This is a genomic window from Sorangium sp. So ce281 (assembly GCF_051527395.1).
GTDB lineage: Bacteria > Myxococcota_A > Polyangia > Polyangiales > Polyangiaceae > Sorangium > Sorangium cellulosum_B.
Genome location: NZ_CP150322.1, coordinates 2,643,817 through 2,663,635 on the forward strand (window position 1 = coordinate 2,643,817; position 19,819 = coordinate 2,663,635).

Here is a 19,819-nt window from a genome sequence, read left to right on the forward strand (position 1 = left end):
TGGTACCGGCCGGGCCGTGAGGCGCCCGCCGTGGATCCGGCTGCTCTTGTGGCACGCGAGCGCCGCGCTCCCGGTGCTCGGCGCCGCCGCGGCGTTCTACGGGCCCGCGCTCGCCAGGACGGGCGGCGTCTGGCCGGCGCCCCTCGACGACGTCTACATCCACTTCGGGTTCGCCCGCGCCGCGGCCCTGGGCCACCCGTTCTCGTGGATCCCGGGCAACGGCTACTCCTCGGGCGGGACCAGCCTGGCGTACCCCCTCGCCCTGGCGCCCGGGTACCTGCTCGGCTTTCGCGGCGCGTGGCTCGGCCTCTTCGCCGCGCTCCTCGCGTGCGCCGCGCTGCTCGACCTCTGCCGCTCGCTCCGGTGGCTGCTCGATCCGCGCGGCGGGCCCGGCGCCCCGTACTCCCGCTGGGTCGCCTGGGCAGCGCCGCTCTTCGTCGTGGCCGTGCCGCTGCTCGACTGGAGCTGGTTCTCCGGGATGGAGGTCGCGCTGCTCGGCGCGGTGATGGGCCGGGCGCTCGTCGCGGTGCGGCGCGCCGAGCTCGCCCCCCCGGCGCAGCGCCCGGCCGAGCAGCTCCGGGCAGGGCTCCTCGCCGCGCTGCTCGTCGCGACCCGGCCCGAGGCCGTCGCGCTCGCGGCGCCGCTCGCGGTCGCCGTGGCCCACGCGGCGGGCTCGCTGGGCGCGGCGGCGTCGCTCGCGCGCGCGTCCCTGCCGACCGCGCTGCTCCTCGCCGCGCAGGCCGCCGCGAACCGCGCGCTCACGGGGGAGTGGAGCGCGGCGGGGGCGGTGCGCAAGCTCATCCTCGCGAACCCGTACCCGGCGCCGCTCGAGAAGGCGCTGGAGGTGATCAAGAACCTCGCCGCGCTGCGGGTGCAGGCGCTGGAGAGCGCGCTCGGCGGCCCGTCTTACGCCCTCCTCTTGCCGCTGCTCGGCGCGATCGCGGCGCTCGACCGGCGCGCGCGGCGCCTCGCCGTGCCGCTCCTGATCGGCGCCTACGGCTCGCTGCTCCTCGTCGCGCTCAACGCGACGGCGCGCTACCAGAACCTCCGCTACGCCGCCCCGGCGCTCGCGATGCTGCTCGTCGCGGCGGCCCTCGGGACCGAGGCGCTCGCGCGGCGGGGGCGGCTCGCGGCGGGCGCCGCCGCGGCGCTCGCGCTCGCGGCCCTCGCGGCGCCCTCCGCCTGGTTTGCGCGGCAGATCGACCACTTCGCCCGCTCCTCGGCCAACATCGCCGGGCAGCAGGTCGAGGTCGCGCGGCGCCTCGCCGCACGAGCGCCGCGGCCGCGGCGGGTGCTGCTCGGCGACGCGGGCGCGATCCCGTACCTGTCGGGGATCCCCGCCATCGACGGGCTCGGGCTCGGCGGGTACCGGGGGATGCCGTTCGCGCGGGCCTCGGTGCACGGGGTGCCGGCCGTTGTCGAGCTCATCGAGCGGCTCGACGCCGCCGAGCGGCCGGACGTCTTCGCCCTGTATCCCTCCTGGTGGGGCGGGCTCGCGGACGTCTTCGGCCGGCGCGTCGACGCGGTGAAGATCGAGGACAACGTGATGTGCGCCGCCGACGAGAAGGTGATCTACGAGGCGGACTGGTCGGCGCTCGCGCCGCCGGGGGAGCGCCGCGACGGGGCCATCGACGAGGTGGACATCGCCGACCTGGTCGACGAGCGGGCGCACGGCTACGCGTTCCCGTCGCCGCGCGGCGGCTGGGTCGTCGGCGCCGTGCTGCGGGACGGGAGCGACGGCGGCGGTGCGCCGCGGTTCGACGCCGGCAGGATCATCCCCGAGGGGCGCGAGCAGTCGTTCGCAATCAGAGCAGACGCCGCGGCCGCCGCGGCCGCCGCGAGCGCCCGCGGGCCCGCCGTGCTCGCGCTGCGCACCGACGGGGGCGGCCCGATCGCGATCGGCGTGGCGATCGAGCGCGCCGCGGACGAGGCGCGCGTCGAGGTGCCAGAGCGCCCTCCGGACCGCTGGTCCGAGATCCGGGTGCCGCTGCGCGACATCGCGCCGGGGGACATCGTCCGGATCCGCGCGCTCCGGGGGACGTTCCGCAGCTTCCATGTCTGGCTGCTGCGGCCGTGAGCGGGTAGTGCTCGAATTTGCCCGGAGAGAGTTCACATGAAGGCGGGAAGATCATTGATCTTTTCTTCCCGCCTTCCCGCCTTCATGTTCAATTTTGAGCACTACCCGTGAGCGGCCTCCTTGCCGCCCGCGCCCATCGTCCGACCGCGACACAGCGCGTCGCGCGCCACGAGGACGTCGCGCGACGGATCCATGGTAAGAGCCACCACGTGGCGAGGTGGTTCCGTGCGTCGGCCTTCGCGGCGACAGCTGGCAGGGAGGTGGCCTCGTTCGCGAGGCAGGCGGTCCTCCTGCCGTACGACACCCTCGCGCCGGTGATCCCCGACGGGGCGCGCGACGGCGACGAGGTGGTGGTCATCCTTCACGGGCTCTTCGCCTCCGCCGGCGTCCTCCGGCCGTTGCGCACGGCGATCGAGCGCCACGCCGCGATGTCGCGCGCCTCGCGGGCGCGCGGCCGGACGGATCCGGCGCGCGCCGAGCCGTCGTGGTCGGTCCACACGGCGACGATGTCCTACGCGCCGGGGCCCGGCGTCGAGGCGCTGTCGGCGCGCCTCGAGGCGCTCGTCGCGGCGTTGCCGGACGGGGCGCGCTTGCACCTCGTCGGCCACAGCATGGGCGGCATCGTGTGCCGTTTCTTCGCGCAGGAGGTCGGCGATCCGCGCGTCGCGCAGACCATCTCCATGGCGAGCCCGTTCGGCGGCATCCCGCGCGCAGGGCTGCTCGGCTTCGGCGGCGCGCGCGATCTCGACGCGTCGAGCCCGGTCCTCCGGCGCGTCCTCCTCGGGACGGCGCGGTCGAGCGTCCCGCACCTGTCGATCGTCGCGGGGGCCGACACGCTGGTCCGCTCGCCCATCGCGCACGCGCTGCCGGGCGGCGAGGTGCGGGTGATCGAGGGGCGGGGGCACAACTCGCTCCTCTTCGATCCCGAGGTGGCCGCGCTCGTGGCGCGGCGCATCGTCGAGCGGCGCGGCCCCGCGCGCTGACCTATCGCCGCTCGGCGCTTCGTGCTAGCTCGCTCGCGTGCGCTCGCCCATCGCCTGCCTCGCCGCCGTCGGGGCCTTGCTCGCCCCGCTCGCCTGGTCCTCGCCTTCGCGCGCGGACGCCTCCGCGTGGACCTTCGTGGGCGCCGGCGCGATCGGCTGGAAGCAGGGAGAAAGCGATCTCGTCTTCGACGGCGCGCTGTCGTGCGACGTCGGCGTCGGGACCACGCCCGACGCGCCCGTCATCGTCGGCGGCCTGATGCGCGCGACGCCGATCCTCGACAGCGGCATCGATCTCGCGCTGCTCGCCCGGGTCGCGACGCGCGGCTTCCAGGCTGGCCAGCTGGGCCTCGCCCTCGACGCGGGCGGCTACCGCCGCTTCTGGGGCGCAGGTTCCACGGGCGTGGCCGGCGCGCTCACGCTGGGGGCGCCGCTCGGTATCAGCCTCTCGCTCCAGGGGAGCTACGGGACCGACAAGGCGATGGCGTTCGCCGCCATCGCGGGCGTCGACCTGCTGCGTCTCACCGTCTACCGGCAGTCGCTCCTGCCGGTGTGGCCGAACCCGTTCCCCGCGCAGCAGCGCGGGCAGGACGTCGCCTCGCGCTGAAGGGCGCGCGACGCATCTCTCCGGACACGATGGGGAGCCATCGAGCCGGGAAGTGGGCAGTCGAGGGGGCGGTCGAAGACCGGACGCGCGACGCGCATTGGCGCAGCGGAGGCCGGTTGACCGGCGAAGTCGTACCCCGGGAGGGTGCGGCCAGGGGGCGTCATAGATGTCGTCGCCGCGTTCGTCATCCTCCTCCTCGCGTTCATTCACGTTGCCCCTCGCCGGATCGGATGTCACGCGTGGACGGCTGTCCATACCCGAAGCAAGGCGAGGGCCGTCCTGCCGCGACGGCGAGATCAACCGTAAGACGAGTCGAGCCTCTGTGGGATTGAAGTCCCAGATCCCGCCGATGCCGCGAATTAGATGTGAACGAAGTGGGCGACGGGACGGGCCGGAATCGCGTGAGGCAGACCACCCCGCCCGGCCGGCATTAGCGGGGTGGTCTCATCGACGTGTTCTGTCTCTATGCCGAGAAACGGAGCTGCACCGTTGCTCAGCGATGGCCGCCTCGATGACCTGGGCCGCTCTGAACCCGCAGCGACGGCACCGCGGAGCACAGGAGCGCAAACTCGTCTTTGGTCATCGTCATGGAGCACAGCTGCTCGTGAGCTACCGACGCAAGCCAATCGTCAGTACCTCTCAGGAGCACGAGATCCGTCGGCCGATCAGGCCATTCCCAATCGAATATGCCTTCGGCCAGCTCGGTCAGCTTCTTTGCCAAATCGGAATCGAATCGATAGATGTACCGCTTTCTACGCGATTCACTGTCAGAGATCTCCGCGTTCACCGCAGGGCCACCAATCTGATGAGGCAACAGCTTGTTGATCGCGTGCATGCACCGCGGGTTGATCGCGCCAAGGGGGCGCAGCGTCGCGTGTTCAACCCGTCCAACCGCAAACCGCAAGAGCTGTCGATACGTCTCTCCTCTTGGCTCATCGAGATGCCAGGTGTGAGTTTGACGGGGGTCCTTCGGTTGTCGCGGACGCACGCTTGCCTCCAAAGTTCACGTATAAGGTGGACTCGAAGAAGGGAAAAACATGATAGGGCCCGGGATGAGATCAAGCACGAGGTCGAGCCAGCTATCTTCTGCGGGCGAACCGTCATCGCCAGTCGGCCCCATGGGCATGACGGCAGGCAACTTCGGGTCGACGAAAATATGCCCCGGGAGTCGATCGCGCGGCCCGGTGTCCTGTGGATGGGCATGCGGCTTCTGCTTGGGACCGTGAGGGCCCTCGCAGACCGCCTTCCCGTTGCCACCACTCTCTTTGCTGACGTCTTTTGCCAATTTTCGCGCTGCACGAGTTGAGGTCGTGGCAACGTCTTTGCCCACCTTTACGAGTTGCTTCGCCTCCCCGCGTGTTATCCGCCGACCGTATTGCAGGGCCGCCTGGCCGATGCGGCGTGCAACGCGCCACTTCTCCGTTCCCGTCGAGTCGATGTAGTTGACCGGATCGTTCCCGCAGTACTCGTACACGTTGATCCCACCCGCAAGAAGGATCGGATCCTTCGCCGTCCACTGCCCAGTGTGCGGATCGTAGTCCCGCGCCCCCAGGCGTACAAGCCCCGTGTCGCGGTCGTAGAGGCCGCCCGCGAAGCCGAACGGCGTGAAGCCCGGGTTGGTGTCGAGGAGCACGCGTCCGAACTCGTCGTAGTCCATCCGCTGCGCCACCGTGCCCGTCGCGACGTCCACCACGAGCCGCGGGCTGCCGAGGTGGTCTGTCAGGATGCGGTACGTCACGCCTCCCTTGATCATCAGATCCGGCACGTTCCCCGCTTGCGCGTAGATGAAGCGCGCCACAATGCCGCCCGCACCGTCGAGCTCCGCCGCCACCTGAAGGTCGCTCCGGTACAGGAAGCCTTGGACGTTGACGCCGTTCCTCTGCTTCCAGATGCGATGCCCTTCGCCATCGACGAGGTAGTCGATCTCGGTAGCATCCGGCAGCTCGGCGTACCGCAGGTTGCCACGGGCGTCGTAGGTGAACGTCGTCGTTTCCCCCGTCGCCGAGTCGGTCACGCTCGTCCGGTCGCCCGCGGCGTTCATCGCGTATGTCCTGGCCCCGTAGGTAAGGACCCGATCCTGGTCGTCGTAGGTGCCGCTCTCCGTCCCTGCGGGCGACGTGCGCGCGAGGCGGTTGCCGTTCGCATCGTAGTTGTAGTGGGCGGTGAGCACACCATCTCGGAACACGTCGGTGAGCCGCCCGGCGAGATCGTACTCATATTCGTAGGAGTGGGTCGCTCCCTGGATCGACTCCGTCCTTTGGACGATGCGGCCCAGAGCATCCGGGGTATCGGTCACCTGATAGAGCGCAGTGCCACCGACCCGCGCCACGTACGCCTGTATGCCGCCATCGGCGTTGGGTGTCACGGTGTCGCTGACGACGCCGATGCTGCTCCCGGTGTACAACCCGTTCTGCGGATGGTAAGTCAGCGTGAGACCGCCGGCCTGGTTGACGAAGCCGTCGACGTCATAACCGAAGCTCGTCGTCGCGCCGCCGTTGACCGTCTCGCTGCTGATGCGGAAGTCGTTGTCGTAAGCCCAGCTCACCGTGCTCGCGCCGCTCCCGAACCCGGCGCCTGTCCACGTCCGGCTGGTCGTCAGCATGCCGTCGTGACCGTAGGCGACCGAGATGCCGGATGGCCCGGCGATGCTGTCGATTTTGCCAGTCGTCGGATTGTACGCGATGCTGATATTCCCCATGCCGAGGGGCAACGTTATCTGGCTGAGTCGCCCGGTCGCCGGTTCCCGCGTGTAGACGCTGGCTGCCTCGCTGGGACGGGTCGAGCCCGTGAGCAGGCCATCCAGATCGTAGGACCAGGAGGTCGTCCTGGGGCCGGATCCGGCGTCGGGAGCGACGTACTCGTCCAGCAGATCTGCCGGGGTGTAGCTGAACGTGTGCGCCGGCCGATCCGGGGGAGTGACCGTATGAGCACGTCCGCCAGGATAGTAGCTCCTCTCGATGATCTCCTCGTCGGCCCTCGTTCTCTGCGTTGGCCGACCGACCGCATCATGGACGAACTGTTCCGTGTGAAGCAGCGGATCCGTCACGCTCGCCAGCCAACCGTCTTGGTAGGTGTAAGTCCAGGTCTTCGACCCCTGGGACATGGTATGCAGCCGGCCATCTGGATAGTACACGAAATCGATCGGGGAGATTCCGGGCAGCGCGATGCGTCCGATCCACCCCTGTGGCGTCAGCGTGGTCGTCATGCTCCGCCCTGACGGCAGCGTGGAGGCAACGGTGTTTGTGGCCTTGTTGAACAGCTGCGTGAACGGACGCCCGTTGATCGTGAACGTATCGGTCATCGACGTGACGCTCAGCGAGTCGTTTGGGTCCGACAGCGTCACGGAGCGCGCTCCAGTGACCAGCCGCGTCCTTCCGAGAGGCGTCGTGATCGTCTCGCTGCTGAGAATGGGGGCCTGCATGCCGAAGCGCGGGTCCCCCTTCACCTCGACGGAGGTCACGGTACCGTCCGTCGCCGTGGTCGTCTTGGCTCCGTTCGTGCTGATCTGCTCCACGGTCGAGAGCCCGTCCGACCCGGTGCGGATGCGTTGCTTGCTGCCGTCCGGGAGCGTCGCAACCTCGTACGCACGGGTCAACCCCATCGCAGTCGTGACCGTGACACGGTGGCCGTCGGGCGTCTCGGTCCGGGTGAGCTGCTTGTAGCCGCCCGCCGGATCCTCGTCCCTGATGAGGCGCCCCTTCGCGTTGAACTCGAACTCGTGCAGCTGGCCGAGCGGGTCCTCCAGGGACTGGAGCAGGCCGCTGTTCGGGTAATACAAGAGCGTGGCCGTCTCGTTCGCGGGATTCGTGACCTTCCAGAGGTAGCCCTCGGCATCGAGCGTGAGCGAGGTGCTCTGCAAGGTGGGCGCGACGATAGCCGTCGGGTCACCGTCCGCGTCGCGCTCGATGGTCGTGACCTGCTGGTCGACATCGGTGATCGTGAGCACCCGCCCGGCGGCATCGTAGCCGAACTGGTAGAGCACCGTGCCGAGGAGCGCGTCACGGGTGGCGAGGTGCCTCCCCTGCGGGTCGAAGATGTACACCTCGGTCCCATCGTCGCTCGCGATGGCGATGTCGGCCGCAATGATCCCGGGGAGCACCATGTCGTACCGGCCGATGATGGTACGATAGGGGTTGCCGTTGCTGACAGCGGAGTCCGTGTACATCAGGCCGCCATCCGGGGCGAGGGCCAACGTCGTCGTACCATTCCGGAGCCACGCCGCGGTCGATGGGCCGCCGATACCACACGGCGAGATGGAGCACTGCGCAGAACGAGGAGCTCGGTTTCCAACGACCGTGGTGAGAACCCCAGCGGGCGTGATGCGCCGGATGAGCTTGTTCGGGTTGGACACGTTGCTGGAGTGGTCTGCCGCGAAATACACGCTACCGTCCGGTCCAACGGCCAACGAGCCAGGAACACCGATTGAGACCGACACGGCCTGCAAGCCGTCGTTCGAGATAGTCGTCCCGCCGTTGCCCGCGATCGCGGTAATGATCCCGTTGCGATCGACCCGCCGGATCCGGTTGACGACCTCTCCCCCCCAGTTGCATCCGAGATGTAGATCGATCCATCCGGTCCGACCGCCATGCCCCGGATCGCAGCAAACCGGGCCTGGACAGCGGGGCCGCCGTCGCCGTCGCCGGCATAGCCCCCCAGCTTGGGGGTCCAACGTACCTGCAACCGTCACGATGGTCCCGTCAGGTGCCACCCTGCGGACTTCCCTGTTGAGGGCGATGTACAGATTTCCGTCACTGGACACGGCGATGCCACGCGCATTAGCGGCGTTGTTATCCAGCGGACCGGAGGTGGCAAGCGCGCCGTCGGGCGGTATCGTGCCGGAAGAAGAGCCATTGCCAGCGACGGTGGTGATGATCCCATCTGGCGAGATCTTGCGGATGCGGCGGGTATCGACGAGATAGATGCTACCGTCGGGCCCCATCGCGAGTTGCCTGGGGTCCGTCAAGTGGGCCTGCGTAGCAGGCTGATCATCGCCATTGTACGCTGATTGACCATACACACCGGCGATCGTGGTAACGTATCCGTCAGGCGCAACTCTTCGAATGCGGGGCGCCTCGGAATAATAGATACTGCCGTCCGGTCCAACCGCGATTCCGAAGGGGTGCGTAACCTGCACCGAGTCGGCGCGGGCGCCCTCGGCGGTGGGGGGGCTTATCGTAGGAGGAGATGGGTCGCCGGCGATGCGCCGGACCATGGAGATCATGTTGCGGGCCGTGCGACGGGAGCCATCGCCAAGGTAGAGCGTGGACGTGCTCGGCTCATAGAAGTGGTGGGGGCTCAAGCTGAAGCCGCCGAGCGCAGCCGCGCCATTCTTCCAGCCGCCGAGCGTGCTCTCCCAGCGTCGGCCCAGGGAGACCTCCTCCCGCGTCCTGCTTCCCGTGATGACCACGTTGGAAGGAGCCGCGAAGGACCGGGGACCTCCGCCGCCGCCGGAGCCGGAGCCGGAGCCGGAGCCGCCGGAGCCGGAGCCGGAGCCGGAGCCGCTCGACATCGCCCCCTGCGCGGCGGGCACAAAGTAGACCCCGCGGTAAACGTACTCGATGTCCACCGTGACCGGCTGCGTTCCGGGGACTATGCGCCCGAACGCGTCGTTCCCGTCCCAGTCGAATGTGTATCCCTGGTTCGGCGAGCAGGGGCAGTCGACGCTGAAATCGAATGTCCTCCCAGCCACGGTCACCTTGAAGTCGATGCGCTCGAGGTTGGGGGGTACAGCCGACGTCGTCAGGGGGATCGCGAGCCGATACGCCGACCGGTTGAGTCCCTCGGCTCGATCGCTCTTGTAGTGAAGGTTGAACGGCGTCCCGACGACAGGCAAGCGCTCCCCGAGCCTCTGGCTCTCGCATTCGATGATGGATCCGGACTCGCAGCTGGGGTCGTCCAGGTCCGAGCCGTCATCGTCACCGTCACCGTCGCCGTCGCCGTCGCCGTCGCCGCCCCCGTCGCCGTCGTCGTCGTCGTCGTCGTCAGGACCGGGGGGCGGCCCAGCGCCAGGGGGCGGACCGAACGGCCAGTTGCAGTCCCACGGGGTGAAGTGCGTGACCAGGGATCGCCAGAGGCTCGTCCCGGCCGCATACTGCGCGCCGAGTTGCTCGAGCTCCTCGGCGCTGATCCCGAGCGCGCCGAGCTTGCTCGCGTCGTCGGCCGCGCCGTCACCGTCGATGTCGACCGACGCTACCCCGCCGCTCACAGCGAGGATCTCGATGACGCGCCCGTCGTTCGCCGGCACCCACGCCCCTTTCTCGGCATCGTAATAGCCGAGCGGCACGTGCATCCCGACCGGGAAATCGAGGAAGTTCTCGACATAAAACGGGATCGGCTGATTGAACTCGACCTTCGTCGCCCCGGCGGCCACGGCCTCATCCAGCCCGAGCTCCACCGCGTACGTGTACCCGCTGGTCGGCGGCAGGGTCCCCGGCATCGCCTTCGGGCCGTTCGGGCCGACCGTGTACTCGGTCGCGCGCACGTGCACCTCCGCCGGCAGCGCCACGGTCATCGTCGCACCCGGCGGGCCGTTCGGATCCGGCACGGTCATCGTCCCCGTCGTGCCCGAAGGGAAGAGCAGCGTCGCCTGGCGCGTGCCGCTCTCGTCCGTCTGGACGCTCCCGCGTGCGACCTGCGCTCCGGCCGCGCTGCCCAGCGCGACGGGGGTCACCACCGGGTCGCTCTCGATCAGCACGATGTCGGGCGCCTCGGACCAGCGCTGCCACTGGGTGCCAACCTGCCGCTGCACCGGCAGATAGCCGGCCTTCTCGTACTTCATCGTGAGCGGCTGACCTCCCCGCACGACCAGCTCGAAGGCCCCGTCCGCGCGCGTGAGGACCTGCCCGTAGCTCTCCGCGTCTCCCGCGTCATGGTGCAGCACGCTCACCTTCACGCCCGAGATCGGAACGCCCGCTCGCGTCGCGACCTTGCCCTTGACGACCGCCACAGAGGCCGGGGCGATCGTCGCCGTCACACCCGTCTGCGGCGCGTTCGGCCCCTGGTAGATGCAGCCCACGGCGTCGATGAGCCGCGTGGCCACGGTCGGGTCCAGCGCCGGACAGGCGACGTGCGTCACCACGCCCGTCGCCGGGTCGCACGTGTCGATCGTGCTCGGGTCGCTGTCGTCGGTCGAGATGGGCGTATGCAGAATACCCAGCACCGGGTCACAGGTATCGGTCGTGCACGCGTCGCCGTCGTCGAGCGTGCCGGTGCAAGTCGGCGCGGTCGTGTAACAGACCTCGAGGCTCGGCCGCTCGGCCGCATTCGGTTCCTCGCTGCTCCGGAAGGAGGTGGTGAGGACCGGCGCCTCTTCCAGCAACACGCCGTGATTCGGGGTGGTCCCCGCAAGCCACGCCGCGGTGAGCGCGGTCAGATCGGCCGAACGCATGCCGGCGCCGGGAAGCGACTGAAATGACGCCGCGATCGCCGGGTTGAAATCGGTACCGTTCGCCAGGCTCTGCCAGGTCACTGTCGGCTCGGTCCACGGCGAGAGGATCCGGTGGATGTTGATGCTGCTGGTGCTGGTATCGTCCCGGTAGATCTGCCGGAGGCGCAGCGTCGCGGAGACGACCTGCGCCGCAGGGGGCAGCGGCGAGAGGTCGAAGCGGAGGACGGCGTGCCGCACGCCGAAGCCGGCCAGCGTGCCCGTGCGGAGCAGCACGGTCGAGTCGGTCCAGGTCGGGTACGTCTCCCAGATCGTCGCGTCCTCAACCGCGCCGAGCGTACCGCGCTGGATTGTCACGCACGTCGGGTCCTCGGTGCCCGCCGCGAGCTTCGCGGTGCCGTGCAGCTCCTCCTCCGGTGAGCTCGAGCTGCACGCGGAGCCGGTCGCAGTTGCGCTGAACAGGACACCCCCCCATCAGCAGGGAGTACTTCCGCCAAGCGTTGCGTAAGACCCTGATGGATCCTAGTGGTCGAAGGGATGATGGCTCGTGATGTCTCACTCAATATCTCCTTATTGAAGAAGAGAGAAGAGAACTGCTGCGCGTCACCGCTGGATGGCGGACGCGTTGAACCGCAAAGCATTACCAACCAAGCGCTGTCGCCCTGCGCCTTGTTATTGATTTTTACACTGAACGGTATTGCGCTGAGCAGGACTGATGGCGCACCTTAGGAGCCACCTGGGAGCTCCACATTCAAAAAAACTGAACTCCACGTTTTGTCATGCGAAGCGAATCCGGGTGTCTTGGGGCCGCATCCACGCGCGCGCCTGATCCCGCCGTCGGGCGCACCGGAGCTCCAGAGCGACGAGATCTCGACCGACGATCCGGAGCTACATGCCCCCCCTACGAGGAGCACCAGAGCGCAGCACGCGAGCGCTCTCCGCTTCACCCATCCCCGGCGTCATTGCTTTCCTCCGCGGGCGCGAAGGGACCAGAGCGACGAGTAAATAGCAATTACAGCCGATAACAGACAGCGCGACCCCGCCACAAAGGCCGCCAGATCCGCCCGCTCCCCAGCACGATTTCAGTGCATCCGCAGGCGCGCCGCCTCCGAGCCATCGCCTCGGTCACGGCACGTCCCCGTTCGTGACGTCGTCGTCGGCGATCGCGGGGGCGCGTGCGTCGGCGCCGGGGTCGACGAGATCGCGACGGCGAAGCCGGTGCTCGAGCTGCTGACCGAGTGGAGCAAGCCGGGCGGATCCCCGGCGCATCGGCCCGATGAGGCGCTCCCGCCCCCGGCGCGACTTCCTGGTCCGGCTCGGCGTGGCGCACCGCAAGATGAAGGCGAAGGTCAAGCCGGGCCCCGCGGCGCCGCCTGCGGCCGACGTGCTCTGAACGCAGCGACGCCGGTGCGTTCCGGGCTCGGCCGGGGCGGGGCAGCTCGGCGCTCCCCGACCCGCCCCGCCTGCCGCTTCAGCCCGTGAAGCCCGCGAGCCCCGCCACCAGCCGATCGAGATCCGCGCGGCTGTGCCGCTCGGTCACGGCGACGAGCAGCTCGTCCCGCCGCTGCGCGTCGATCCGCCCGAGATCGAGCCCCGCGATGATCCCCTGCTCGGCCAGCGCCCGCGTGAGCTTCCCCGCGTCCCCGCCGCGGACCTTCACGACGAACTCGTGGAACGTCGGTGCCGACATCGGCAGCGAGTACCCGTCGAGCCGCGCGATCTCCCGCTTCAGGTGCTCCGCCTTCGCGAGGCACTGCTTCGCCGCCTCCACGAACCCGCGCTTGCCGAGCATGCACATCCGCATCGTGACCGCCGTCGCGCAGAGGCCGCTGTTCGTGCAGATGTTGCTCGTCGCCCGCTCGCGGCGGATGTGCTGCTCGCGCGTCGCGAGCGTCAGCACGTACCCGCGGGTCCCGTGTTTGTCGACCGTCTCGCCGACCAGCCGGCCGGGCACCTGCTGGAGGTACTTGCGGTCGTTCCGGCACGCGAACAGCCCGACGTTGGGGCCGCCGTACTGCGGCGGCAGCCCGAGCGGCTGGCCCTCCGCCACCGCGATGTCGGCGCCGAGCGCGCCCGGCGACTCGAGCAGCGCGAGCGCGTACGGGTCCAGGGTGACCGTGATCAGCAGCGCGCCCTTCTGGTGGCACACCTCGGCCACCTTCCGGATGTCGCCCACGACGCCGAAGAAATTCGGATAGCCGACCACCACGCAGGCGGTCGTCTCGTCGATCGCCCGCGTCAGCGCCTCGACGTCCGCCGTGCCGTCGCGGCCGACGTCGACCCCGACCAGCGACGCCTTGCCGGACCCGATGCCGTGCACGTACGTCTCGACCGTGCCGACATAGTCGGGGTGCACGCCCCCGGACAGGACCGTGCGCTCGCGCCCCGTCAGCCGGCGGGCCATCAGCACGGCCTCCGCGAGCGCGCTCGCGCCGTCGTACATCGACGCGTTGGCGATCGGCAGCCCGAGGATCTCGCTCACGATCGTCTGGAACTCGAAGATCACCTGGAGCGTGCCCTGGGAGACCTCGGGCTGGTACGGCGTGTACGCGGTGTAGAACTCGCTGCGGAGCAGCAGCTGATCGGCGGCCGGCGGGAAATGGTGCTCGTAGGCGCCGGCCCCCAGGAACGAGAGCATGCGCGCTGCGCGGTTCTTCTCGGCGAGCTCCTCGAGGTGCCGCATGAGCGAGGCCTCGTCGAGCGAAGGCTCCATCGAGAGCGGGCGCGTGAGGCGCGCCTCCTTCGGGATCGCGCTGTAGAGCTCCTCGAGCGACGACAGGCCGACGGCCTGCAGCATCTCGCTGATTTCCTCGGGCGTGTGGGGCAGGTAGCGCATGGTCTTGTGCAGCGGAAAGCGGGAAGGGTGATGCGGAACGCGGAGGGGCGCGGCGATCAGTGCGCCGCGGTCTTCAGGAGCTCGCCGTAGGCGTCAGGATCCATGAGCGTGCCGAGCTCGCCCTGGTCCGAGGGCACGACCTCGATCATCCACGCCGCGCCGTAGCAGTCCTCGTTGACGAGCTCGGGGCGGTTCTCGAGATCGGCGTTCACGCGCTGGATCTTGCCGCTCACCGGCGCGAACAGATCGCTCAGCGTCTTGACGCTCTCGATCGTGCCGAACGCCGTGCCCGCGGTGATCGTGTCGCCCGGCTTCACGTCGAGGTTGACCAGCGTGATGTCGCCGAGCTGCTCGACCGCGAAGGCGGTGATCCCGATCACGATGTGATCGTTCTCCTGCTTGGCCCACTCGTGATCCTTCGTGTACCGCCGGTCCGTTCGGACATTGTCGCTCGCCATGTAACTTCTTCTCCCTTTGCCAACCTGGATCTCTGGTCGCCGCGCGCGGTCGCTCGGATCGGCCCGCCTCGGCGCGCCTCGGCGCGGGTCAGGCCCGCTTGTAGAACGGGGTCTTGACCACGACCGCCTCGACCGTGCGCCCGCGGCAGTCCACCTGGAAGGCGGTCCCTACCGCTGCCATCGGCGTCGGCAGGTAGCCGAGCCCGATGTTCTTGCCAACGGTCGGCCCCGGGCTGCCGCTCGTGCAGACGCCGACCTTCGCGCCGCTCACGTCGAGCAGCGGGTAGCCGTGGCGCGCGATGCCGCGCCCCGTCATCTCGAAGCCGACCAGCTTGCGCGCGGGGCCCTCGTCCTTGATGCGCTGGAGCGCGGCGCGGCCCACGAAATCGCCCTTGTCGAGCTTCACCACCCAGCCGAGGCCCGCCTCGATGGGGTTCGTGGTCTCGTCGATGTCGTTGCCGTACAGCGACAGGCGCGCCTCCAGGCGGAGCGTGTCGCGCGCGCCGAGGCCCGTCGCCTCGAGGCCGAGCGGACCGCCGAGCTCGGCCAGCGCGCGCCAGAGCCGCTGCGCGTCGGACGGCGAGCAGAAGATCTCGATGCCGTCCTCGCCGGTGTAGCCGGTGCGGGCCACGGTGCAGCGCACGTTGGCGAGCGTCGCGTCGCGGAAGTGGAACGGCGCGAGCTCGCGCAGCGCGGGGCCGTCGCCGCCCGCGAGCGCCACGATGTCGAGCGCCTTCGGCCCCTGGAGCGCCATCATCGCCGTGCGATCCGACGCGTCCTCGAAGCTGCAGTGGCCTTGCGCCGCGCCCCGGATGTGGGCGGAGATCTTGTCGCGGTTCGACGCGTTGCAGACGATGAGCCACTGCCGCGCGTCGATCCGGTACACGATGAGATCGTCGAGGATCGTTCCGGCCTCGTTGCAGGCGCACGTGTAGAGCGCGTGGCCGTCTTCCAGCTTCTTCACGTCGTTCGTGACGAGGTGGTCGACCACCTGTCCGGCGTGCTCGCCGCTCAGGATGATCTCGCCCATGTGCGAGACGTCGAAGAGCCCGGCGGCGGTGCGCACCGCCTTGTGCTCTTCGGTGACGCCTTTGTACTGGACCGGCATCTCCCAGCCGGCGAACGGGACCATGCGGCCGCCGAGCTTGATGTGCTCGTCGTAGAGCGGCGTCCTTCGGAGCGGAGCGGTGGGGAGCGGCTTGGTCGACACGGCCGCGATCTACTTCGAAAGGTCGGAGATGTCGACTGGCGCCGGCTGGCGCAGCGGCCCCCGCGGCGCGGGAGGTCGAGGCCGCCGCCGCCGCGCTCACTCGAGGCGGGTGGGATCGATCACCTCGCCGGTCGGCGTGAGCCCGCTGCGGCGCCAGCGCTCCTCGACCGACAGGCCCTGCTCCGCGGGCGGCCGGGTCTCGTCGCGGACGACGAGCTCCGAGGTGTGCGCGCGCGAGACGACCTCGATCCGGATCATCCGCTGCGGCGCGCTCTTCACCGTGGCGCGCGAGAAGATCGTCTTCGCAGGCCCGGTCTCGACATTTCCGGCGAGGACGCGCGTGCGCACGTAGTTCGCCACCCGCTCGGCAGGAATTTCCCCGACGGCGAAGACGGCGTCGGAGAAGCGCGCGCGCACCTTCATGCGGCGCGGGATGGGCAGGCCGAACGCCTGCTCGGTCCCCTCGGCGAGCTCGCCCGGCAGCGCCTGGTCGACCGGCGGCTTCGGGGTCGCGGCCTCGCTCGCCTGCGGCGCCGGCGCCGGCGCGCCGGCGTCGCTGCGGCAGGCGGGCGCGGCCGAGGCGCACGCGACGAGCGCGGCGAGCGCGCCGGCGGCGCGCGACAGGCTGGCGCGCGTCATTCGATGAGGGTGGCCCACGAGTCGATCTTAACGACCTTGCGCGGCCGCTGCAGCGTCCTCGTGCTCGTTCGCGTCGCGCCCCCCTGGGCGTCCGCGTCGCCCGCGGCGCCGGTGTGGAACACGAGCTGGTACTCGGGCGGGGTGGAGTGCCGGACGATCGTCTGCGGGCCGAAGTACGGATCATCGGTGTAGTTCTCCGTATCCACGCAGGTCGGCTTCTGAGTCACGGCCACGCCGAAGACGATCGTGCCCGGCGACTGATCCTCGAAGCGCTCCGGAGGCGCGAGCGGATCGACGACGAGGCAGGCGTTCGGGAGCGCGGGCGAGTCCGTGTTGCCGAGCAGGTAGTCGACGCCCCAGATCGAGCCGCGCCCGTCGGCGCACGCGTAGGTCCCGGGCGCGACGGGCGTGAACGTCGCGAAGTACGCGCAGCCGTTGAAGAGGGAGATGGGCCCGGTCACGCGCTGGCCGCCCGTGAAGGGGACGACCCAGTTCTCGCTGAAGCGGAGGCTTGTGTTGTGCGGTCGCTCGGTGATCGACCAGACCCGCGTCTCGATGGCGCCGCTCGCCGTGAACGCCTCCTGATCGCCGGTGGAGAACAGGACGACCTTGTTGCCGAGCGGATCGGTGCTCACGATCGGCGTCGTCTGGATCGGCTGGCTTTTCGCCGCGCTGTCGGTCGGGAACGAGTACGCATCCCAGGCGAGGTCCACGGTCCAGAGCTCCGGGTTGGTGCTCGTCAGGCTGACGCGCCAGAGCGTCCCGTCGGCGTCGCCGACGTAGATGCGCTCGGCGACCTCGCCGACGCCCGCCGGGAACGGCACGGGGACGCCGGTGATCGGCGAGTCGAAGTCGACCCGCGTGGTCCGCAAGGCGATCCCGCCCGGGGCCTCGTCGACGCGGCCCCGGAACGTGCGGAGGATCTCGCCCGTGTCGAGCCGGACGATCGTGAGCGAGCGCGACGGGCCGACGGGGCCGCCCGTGCCCGCGCTGCCCCAGCACCGGACCGAGTCGCGGACCTCCAGGGTGCCCGTCGGGTGGAAGAGCGGTGGCGTCGCGTTCTGCCGGTTGCACGCGGGCTGGCTCGTGTCGAGCGGGGCGGAGCCGCCGGGCAGGATGGCGACCGCGATCTCCTTGATCTCGCCTTCGTCCTGCATCTCCACCATGCCGATCGCCGGCGTCGGCGTCGCGTCGCCGAACAGCGGGGTGCCGCTATCGTCCGTGGAGAGCTGCCAGAGGAACTGCGGCGCCTTCGGGTTCGTCACGTCGAGCGCGTAGTAGAAGCTGCCGCCCGCGCCGCCGCTGGCGACGAGCACCGTCTTCCAGGTCGCGTTGGCGCTGCTCACCTGCGCCGACGTGCGTTCGAAGACGACGTTCTTCACGACGGGCGCGCCGTCGAGCAGCAGCGATTGCTGGTTGAACGTCGCGAGCAGCCGGGGGAGCACGTGGGGCGGCAGGAACGACCAGAGCTCGTTGTTCGCGACCTTGTCCACCTTGAGATCGTCGTCTGCGTCTGCCGCGGCCACCTGGAAGGCGTGCAGCTGCCCGTCGGTCGTCGCCGTGTAGAGCACGAGCGGCCGGGTCTTCTGAGCGGGGCTCTCCGCGAAGGCCCGGTAGGACTCGTCGGGGATGTAGTCGTTCGGCGGCCCCACGACGACCGGCGTGGAGTGATAGATGCTGCCGAGCACGTTGCCCTCGCGGGAGGCGACGCCCGAGGGCATCGGCGCGCCGACCTCCCACTCGATGAGGCGCCGGGCGCAGTCCGCGGCGTTGGTCGCCTGCAGCCCGCCCGAGCACTGCGGCGGGACGGGCGCGCTGGGATCGAGATCGAGCGCGCGGGACGCGCTGGAGAGAGCGGTCGCGAACGCCGTCGCCTGCGCGAGCGCGCCGCCGTTGGTCATCGTGCCCGCGTAGCTGCCCAGCCCGTCCGTGGCGACGTCGGCGGGGCGGATGCTCCGGCGCGACCAGATGCGCTGCGCGGTGGTGTCCAGCTCGCCGATCACGGTGAAGAACTGCCGCGGCTGCCCGGTGTTCGAGTTGACGTTGGCCGCGAAGTCATCGCCCTTGCCGGGGTCGATGTCCTTCAGCTGCGTCGTCATGACGCCGCTCACGGCCTCGCAGACGAAGCGCTTGCGCTCGAGGTTGCCGCTCCAGAGCGAGCCGTCCGGCGGCGGGCTGAACGAGGAGGCGAACTGGTAGGCGACCCCCTCGTCGGTGCTGCCGTTGTTCGCGGTCGTTGTCGCGTTGGCGAAGACGGGGAGGGTGCGGCTCGTCGAGTTCGCGGCGATCTGCGCGAAGATCCGCGACATCACCGCGGAGAGCTCGTTGGCGTCGTTCGGGAAGTAGCCGCGGTCGGTCCCGCCCTCGATGGCGATGCGCGACAGCGTGCAGCACGCCTTGAGCGCGCCGGACGCGCCGTCGCAGCGCCCGCCGGCCAGGAAATCGGCCGAGGAGATCGTCGAGCAGTCGGTACCCGCCTCCGTGGAGAGGCCGAACCCGACGGTATAGGTCGGCACGCGCCGGTTCGGGTTGGTGTGGGAGTTGAGCGACTGGGCGAGGACCTGCGGCTCCTCGTAGGGACAGCCCGTCAATTCGGGGCCGGGGCCGGCGTCCTGTGTGCAGGTCGGGCGCAGGTCGAGGTTCGGCTCGCCGTCGGAGATGAGCACGATCGAGGTCTTGCGGCAGCCGCCGCTGATGAACGGATCGTCGCGCGGCCCGAGCGGCCGACTCTTCCAGGTCGAGGCGTCGTTGAGGATGTAGTCGCGCGCGTCCGACAGCATCCCGGCGAGCGGCGTCGCGCCGTAGGGGCGCATCGCGATGAGCGCGTTCTGGATGCTCTCGTTCACGCTGCGGACCTCGGTGGTGTCCGCCGTGTAGGTCGGAAAGGGGATGAGCGGCCCTTCCCAGAGCGGCGCGGACGGGTTCCTGGCGCCGACCTCCATGTCCGCGGGAGCGCAGGCGGGCGGGTTGCCCCGCGCCGGGTATCCTGTGCCGGTCCCGAACCCGAGGAAGTAGCTCCACATCCCCTCGATGCCGCCCACGGGATCGGGAGCGCCGGAGAGGAGCCCGGTGCTCGCGTCGGGGAGCGTGTCGAACGTCATGAGCCCGAACCGGATCCGGTCCTGGTAGACGTCGAGCAGGCCGGCGTTGAGCTGCGTGAACGGCGTCGTGCAAGGAGTGGCCGCGTTGTCCCAGCGATGCTCTCCCACCAGATCGTAGGTCGCCCCCGGGCCCTTCGTGCAGTGGCCCGAGATCATGCGATGGAACGGGATGTAGTAGTTCCTGTCGTAGGGCGGCTCTCCCCCGAGGCTGAACTCGTTGACGAACGCGGTGCTCGTGCGGGGCTGCGCGACGCAGCTGAAGTCCTGGATCGGGCCCGTGAGCGCCTCGACGAGCTTCGTCCAGCGGCTCTTCAGGGCCTCGGAGGCGGGGGGAGTGCCCGGGTTGCAGTCCGGCTCCCCGCCCGCCACCGTCTTCTCCATCGAGCCCGACGTGTCGACGAGCAAGAGCACGTTGGGCAGCGGCGGCTCCACATCCATGGCCTGCGCGCGCGCGCGCCCCGCGACGAGACCGAGCGTCGCCGCGGAGCTCATGGTGACAAGGACCTTCGTCAGGTTTCGCATCGTGC

Annotated in this window: 11 protein-coding genes; 4 read left to right on the top strand and 7 right to left on the bottom strand. The window is 69.8% G+C overall.

Annotated elements, in window-relative coordinates; all coding sequences use genetic code 11:
* Positions 1-16: 16 nt before the first annotated feature.
* From WMF27_RS10155 to WMF27_RS10165, 3 genes are all read left to right on the top strand, one after another.
* Positions 17-2,077 carry a hypothetical protein gene (locus WMF27_RS10155; protein WP_437769108.1) on the top strand — a complete coding sequence of 687 codons (2,061 nt, stop codon included), beginning with the start codon at positions 17-19 and terminating at the stop codon, positions 2,075-2,077.
* A gap of 209 nt (positions 2,078-2,286) precedes the next feature.
* Positions 2,287-3,060: an esterase/lipase family protein gene (locus tag WMF27_RS10160; protein WP_437769107.1), complete on the top strand. Its 774-nt coding sequence runs from the start codon at positions 2,287-2,289 to the stop codon at positions 3,058-3,060.
* Between the two features lie 37 nt (positions 3,061-3,097).
* Complete coding sequence (locus WMF27_RS10165) at positions 3,098-3,664, top strand: hypothetical protein (protein ID WP_437769106.1); 567 nt, start codon at positions 3,098-3,100, stop codon at positions 3,662-3,664.
* A 493-nt stretch (positions 3,665-4,157) separates the two neighbouring features.
* On the opposite strand, the gene WMF27_RS10170 is transcribed toward WMF27_RS10165, so the two are convergent.
* Together WMF27_RS10170 and WMF27_RS10175 are read right to left on the bottom strand one after the other, a co-directional pair.
* Positions 4,158-4,499 (bottom strand): hypothetical protein, encoded by a 342-nt coding sequence (locus WMF27_RS10170; RefSeq protein WP_437769105.1) that lies wholly within the window; start codon positions 4,497-4,499, stop codon positions 4,158-4,160.
* Between the two features lie 168 nt (positions 4,500-4,667).
* On the bottom strand, positions 4,668-11,405 hold the full coding sequence (locus WMF27_RS10175) for a DNRLRE domain-containing protein (RefSeq protein WP_437769104.1): 6,738 nt from the start codon (positions 11,403-11,405) through the stop codon (positions 4,668-4,670).
* Between the two features lie 180 nt (positions 11,406-11,585).
* Between WMF27_RS10175 and WMF27_RS10180 the strand changes: the two genes are divergently transcribed.
* The gene (locus WMF27_RS10180) at positions 11,586-11,777 is read left to right on the top strand and encodes a hypothetical protein (protein WP_437769103.1); all 192 of its coding nucleotides are present in this window, start codon (positions 11,586-11,588) and stop codon (positions 11,775-11,777) included.
* A 742-nt stretch (positions 11,778-12,519) separates the two neighbouring features.
* On the opposite strand, the gene gcvPA is transcribed toward WMF27_RS10180, so the two are convergent.
* The 5 genes from gcvPA to WMF27_RS10205 all read right to left on the bottom strand — a co-directional run bounded on the left by gcvPA (position 12,520) and on the right by WMF27_RS10205 (position 19,814).
* Positions 12,520-13,884 (bottom strand): aminomethyl-transferring glycine dehydrogenase subunit GcvPA, encoded by a 1,365-nt coding sequence (gcvPA, locus tag WMF27_RS10185; RefSeq protein WP_437769102.1) that lies wholly within the window; start codon positions 13,882-13,884, stop codon positions 12,520-12,522.
* Positions 13,885-13,940: 56 nt separating this feature from the next.
* A complete protein-coding gene (gene gcvH / locus WMF27_RS10190) occupies positions 13,941-14,342 on the bottom strand; it encodes a glycine cleavage system protein GcvH (RefSeq protein WP_437769101.1) in 402 nt (133 codons plus the stop codon).
* 88 nt (positions 14,343-14,430) lie between these two features.
* Complete coding sequence (gene gcvT, locus WMF27_RS10195) at positions 14,431-15,552, bottom strand: glycine cleavage system aminomethyltransferase GcvT (RefSeq protein ID WP_437769100.1); 1,122 nt, start codon at positions 15,550-15,552, stop codon at positions 14,431-14,433.
* A 96-nt stretch (positions 15,553-15,648) separates the two neighbouring features.
* On the bottom strand, positions 15,649-16,191 hold the full coding sequence (locus tag WMF27_RS10200; protein WP_437769099.1) for a hypothetical protein: 543 nt from the start codon (positions 16,189-16,191) through the stop codon (positions 15,649-15,651).
* The gene (locus WMF27_RS10205) at positions 16,188-19,814 is read right to left on the bottom strand and encodes a hypothetical protein (RefSeq protein ID WP_437769098.1); all 3,627 of its coding nucleotides are present in this window, start codon (positions 19,812-19,814) and stop codon (positions 16,188-16,190) included. Before WMF27_RS10205 ends, WMF27_RS10200 begins: the two co-directional genes overlap by 4 nt.
* Between the last annotated feature and the right edge of the window lie 5 nt (positions 19,815-19,819).